5 protein-coding genes and 1 pseudogene are annotated in these 4,426 nt (G+C 62.8%); 5 read left to right on the top strand and 1 reads right to left on the bottom strand.

Annotated features, from left to right (window positions below; genetic code table 11):
* Positions 1-552: metallophosphoesterase (locus EN879_RS25495; RefSeq protein ID WP_164774569.1), on the top strand; the 552-nt coding region annotated here is incomplete at its 5' end.
* 12 nt (positions 553-564) lie between these two features.
* Here EN879_RS25495 and EN879_RS25490 read toward each other — a convergent pair.
* Positions 565-1,815, bottom strand: coding sequence for a cellulase family glycosylhydrolase (locus tag EN879_RS25490; protein ID WP_063170356.1), 1,251 nt, complete (start codon positions 1,813-1,815; stop codon positions 565-567).
* A 57-nt stretch (positions 1,816-1,872) separates the two neighbouring features.
* On the opposite strand from EN879_RS25490, the gene ybgC reads away from it, so the two are divergent.
* The 4 genes and pseudogenes from ybgC to EN879_RS25470 form a co-directional block, all read left to right on the top strand.
* Entirely contained in the window at positions 1,873-2,343 is a 471-nt protein-coding gene (ybgC, locus tag EN879_RS25485) for a tol-pal system-associated acyl-CoA thioesterase (protein WP_013529144.1), read from the top strand.
* Positions 2,344-2,742: 399 nt separating this feature from the next.
* Positions 2,743-3,453 (top strand): protein TolQ, encoded by a 711-nt coding sequence (gene tolQ, locus EN879_RS25480; protein WP_013529145.1) that lies wholly within the window; start codon positions 2,743-2,745, stop codon positions 3,451-3,453.
* 10 nt (positions 3,454-3,463) lie between these two features.
* Positions 3,464-3,916 carry a protein TolR gene (gene tolR, locus EN879_RS25475; RefSeq protein ID WP_013529146.1) on the top strand — a complete coding sequence of 151 codons (453 nt, stop codon included), beginning with the start codon at positions 3,464-3,466 and terminating at the stop codon, positions 3,914-3,916.
* Positions 3,917-3,923: 7 nt separating this feature from the next.
* A pseudogene (locus EN879_RS25470) lies at positions 3,924-4,426 on the top strand (hypothetical protein); the annotation flags it as partial.

The raw sequence follows: 4,426 nt of genomic DNA, 5'->3' as shown, positions 1-4,426 counted from the left end.
CTCAAGGCACCGCTCGGCGTGCTCTCGATTCTCGGCAACCATGACTGGTGGGCAGATGGCTTCGCGCAGCGCGCCGGGGCCGGCCCGACCGTAGCGGGCAAGGCCCTGGAGAAAGTCGGCATTCCGGTGCTGGAGAACGATGTCGTGCGCCTGGAAAAGGATGGGCATGGTGTGTGGATTGCCGGGCTCGCCGACCAGCTCGCTCTGCTGCCGACCAGGGACCGCCCCGGCTTTACCGGGCTGGACGATCTCGACGGCACGTTGGCCAAGGTCAGCGACGCATCGCCCATCATCCTGCTTGCGCACGAGCCGGATATTTTTCCGAAGGTGCCGTGGCGCGTCTCGCTGACCCTGTCCGGCCACACCCATGGCGGACAAATTCGGCTGTTCGGCTATTCGCCGGTCGTGCCATCGCGTTTCGGCAACCGCTACGCCTATGGCCACGTCGTCGAGAACGATCGCAATCTGATCGTCTCCGGCGGGCTCGGTTTCAGCATATTGCCGGTGCGTTTCGGGATGCGGCCGGAAATCCTGTCGATCGACCTTGGCTAAATCCAAATCGCCTCAGTGAAGCGATTTGATCGCGTCCATCACATCCGGCTCGGCCTTGTCGCCGTTGAAGGCATCGACGATGCCGAAGGCGCCGCCATAGCTCCACACCGACCATGAGAAGCCATGTGCTTCGGCACGCGCGATCATGTCCCTGACATAGGCGGCCCGATACCCAGCGGGCATCACATAGGAATTGCCGTATTCCTGGCGGATCATGCCGAACTCGCCCAGCGTGATGTTTCCAGGCTTGACGCCGTTGGCCCTCGCCCACGCCTCGACCTTTTCGAACGGCGCATCCATCAAGCCGAGCAGTCTGTCGGGGGTGTCCATGCTGGCGACCTGTTCGTCAAGATAGGCAAGCAGGCCGCTTTGCCGCGTCCATGGCGCCTCGGCCTTGATCCTGGCGCGGATGGTGTCGAGCGTCACGTCGAGCTGTGCCTTGGGCACCGCACTCAGCGGATAGGGCAGGCCAGTCACATAGGGGATGAAGTCTCCGGCCCAGGTTGCGCCCTGATGGGTGAGCAGAAACGGATCGTAGGAATGGAAGGTCCAGATGACGTTGTCGTCCGGAATCGTCTTCGGGTCGATCTTTTCCAACGAACTCGCGGCGGAATAGCAGGCGCCGGTCAGCACCAGGGTCAGTTTCGTAGCCGAGGATCGCGCCGCCGCGAACAGTTTGCGCTGGCGGTCCGGCCACAGGCTCGTGCCGTCGCTGTCGCAGTCCACGATCGGTTCGTTCATGGGCTCGAAGGCGACCTGGGCGGGATCTTCGCTGGCCAGCGTGCGGGCCATCTTGCGGACCATCTCGACATAGGCGTCGAAGGTCCGTGGGTCGCCCATCACTTCAGCCATTCCGATCTTGCGGCTGCCGCCGGCCGGGATCAGGTGCATGTCGACGATCACCTTGAGCCCGGCGCGGTTGATTATGCGCACCGAGTCCAGCACGCTGGCATAGAGATCGTCACGCAAGGCCACGGTCTGGTCGGACAGAAAGGGCGATGGATCGACCGGCATGCGCAGGAAATCGAAGCCGGCATCCTTCAACGCCTTGAGGTCGTCCTCCCCAAGGAATTTCCGCCACTCCGGATAGGGCAGGATGGCCTTGGCGTCGCCCCACTGGTCCTCGCCGGGCCAGGTGACCCACTGGTCGAGATTGAGGCCGCGCTTCATCGAGAATGTCGCGGTCTGGCCAGGCAGCGCCAAAGCCACCAACACGAACAGCGCCGCCATCAAAGTCTTGATCATCGCCGTCAACAGTGCCATCCGATGCTGTGTCACGCGGGAAACAGGTGCCTCGTCGGGGCTGAAAAAGGAAGCGCAATGGGCGATCATGGTGAATCGGCGACGCTGCTGGCCGGGCTTTCCGGTGCGCTGACGGCGTTCGGCCACCGGCTGATGGCGCGGGTCTATTATGCCGACACCGATTTCTCCGGCGTCGTCTATCATGCTCGCTATCTCGAATTCTTCGAACGCGGCCGCTCCGACTATCTCAGGCTGACCGGCGTGCACCACACAGAGCTTGCCGACGGCAAGCATGGCGAAAGAATAGTCTGGGTGGTGCGCCGCATGGAGATCGACTTTCGCGGCCCGGCCCGCATCGACGACATCCTGACCGTCGACACCCGCACCGAGGAGATTTCCGGCGCGCGCATCTTCATGGCGCAACAGCTCAAGCGCGGCGACGAGGTGCTGGTCGAGGCCAAGGTCGAGGCGGCGATCATCGGCGAGAATGGCCGCCCAAGGCGCTTTCCCAAGGAATGGGTGGCGGCATTCATGCCCCGGATGGGATGATATTCAGGTGATGCCGGCCTGCAAACGGTGATTCCCTGCGCTTCCGGTGCTCGGGTGCTTCAAGTACCCTCCGCTCCGGTTCTCGGAAACCGCCGCTTTCGGCTCGGCCTGACCTGAATCTCAACCCATCCTGACTTCGCGCTTGGATGATGGCGTTACAACTGTGCGGGCGTGGCAATGCGCCGCGCCTTATATACTAACCCATCCTTAACCATAACGGTTCATGAAGAGATTGGTGAAGATTGGCGTTATCGAACGCCTTCCTTTCACCAATATTTGCCCTGAAAAGGCCGACAACGGCACAGTTTGGGGTTGTTCCGGTAGCTTCGTGCGAACCGACCACAAGGGATGCCAGGGGCCAGCCGCCAGCTTCGCCCGGAAAATCTTAAGGACGTAACGATGGAAAATATCGCACTCGCCGATCCGGGCGCGCAATTGTCGGTTTGGTCGCTGTTCGTTTCGGCCAGCTGGGTGGTCAAGCTGGTCATGATCGGCCTGCTCTGCGCCTCGGTCTGGACCTGGGCGATCATCGTCGACAAGCTGGTTTCCTATGCCCGCATGCGGCTGGCGCTCAACCGGTTCGAGCAGGTGTTCTGGTCGGGGCAGTCGCTGGAGGAGCTTTACCGCACGCTCGCCGATCGCAAGACCACCGGCATGGGCGCCATTTTCGTGGCGGCCATGCGCGAGTGGAAGAAGAGTTTCGAGAAGGGCGCCAAGTCGCCGCTCGGCCTGCAAACCCGCATCGACAAGGCGATGGACCTGGCGCTGACCCGCGAGATGGAAAAGCTGGAAGGCCGCCTCGGCTTCCTTGCCACCACCGGCTCGGCGGCACCCTTCATCGGCCTGTTCGGCACCGTCATCGGCATCATGACGTCGTTTCAGGCGATCGCCGGCTCCAAGAATACCAGTCTCGCCGTGGTTGCGCCGGGCATCGCCGAAGCGCTGCTGGCGACGGCCATCGGCCTGCTCGCCGCCATTCCCGCCGTCATCGCCTACAACAAGCTGTCGTCCGATGCGAGCAAGATAGCCGTGCGCATGGAAGGGTTCTCCGACGAGTTCTCCGCCATACTCTCGCGCCAAATCGATGAAAAAGTGGCCCCCAAGGCCTGAGGAGTAGCAGATGGGTATGTCCATGGGCATGGCAGGACGCGGCGGGCGCGGCCACAGGCGGCGCGGCCGTCACCATGCACTGATGTCCGAGATCAACGTCACGCCGATGGTCGACGTGATGCTGGTGCTGCTGATCATCTTCATGGTCGCGGCGCCAATGCTGACGGTCGGCGTGCCGATCGACCTGCCGGATACGCAGGCTAAGGCGATGAATGCCGACACGCAGCCGATCACCGTCTCGATCAACGCCGCCGGCCAGATTTACCTGCAGGAAACCGAAATCCCGATCGAGGAACTGGTAGCCAAGCTGCAGGCAATTTCCAAGACCGGCTATGAGGAGCGCATCTTCATCCGCGGCGACAAGTCCACCGACTATGGTACGGCGATGAAGGTGATGGCCCGCATTTCGGCCGCCGGCTACAAGAACATCGGCCTGGTTTCACTGCAGGAACAGGACCAGTAGACGCGCGATGAAGACCGGCCTCACCACATCGGTGATCTTGCATACGGCGGCGCTGACCTTCGGCCTGTTCACGCTGACGGCGCCGGCGGCACTTCCGTCGTCCGACGTCGAGTCGGTCGCGGTCGATATCGTGCCGATGGAAGCCATTGCGCAGACGTTGCAGGGCGACAAAAAGGCCGTGATGCATGAAAAGCCGGCCCCTGTGCCGACGCAGCGCCCGGACATTGTGCCGGATGCGCAGAAGGTCGGTGAGAACAGTGTCGATACCGACAAGCCGATAACGCCGGAAGCCAAGCCCAAGCCCGTCGACATGACCTCGGCTCCGCCGCCCGCACCGACCCCGATCGAAAAGCCGAAGCCTGAGGACGTGCCGAAGCCGCAGGAGAAGCCCAAGCCTACCCCGGCAACGGAAGTGGCGCCGGCGCCGACGCCCAAGGAAGAGGTCAAGCCCGAGCCGGTCAAGCAGGCCGATCCCAAGCCGACACCGGCCAAGCCGTCGCCGACCCCGCC

Source organism: Mesorhizobium sp. M7A.F.Ca.AU.002.02.1.1 (assembly GCF_003998535.1).
GTDB lineage: Bacteria > Pseudomonadota > Alphaproteobacteria > Rhizobiales > Rhizobiaceae > Mesorhizobium > Mesorhizobium ciceri.
This window is presented reverse-complemented; position numbering and strand designations above follow the sequence as displayed.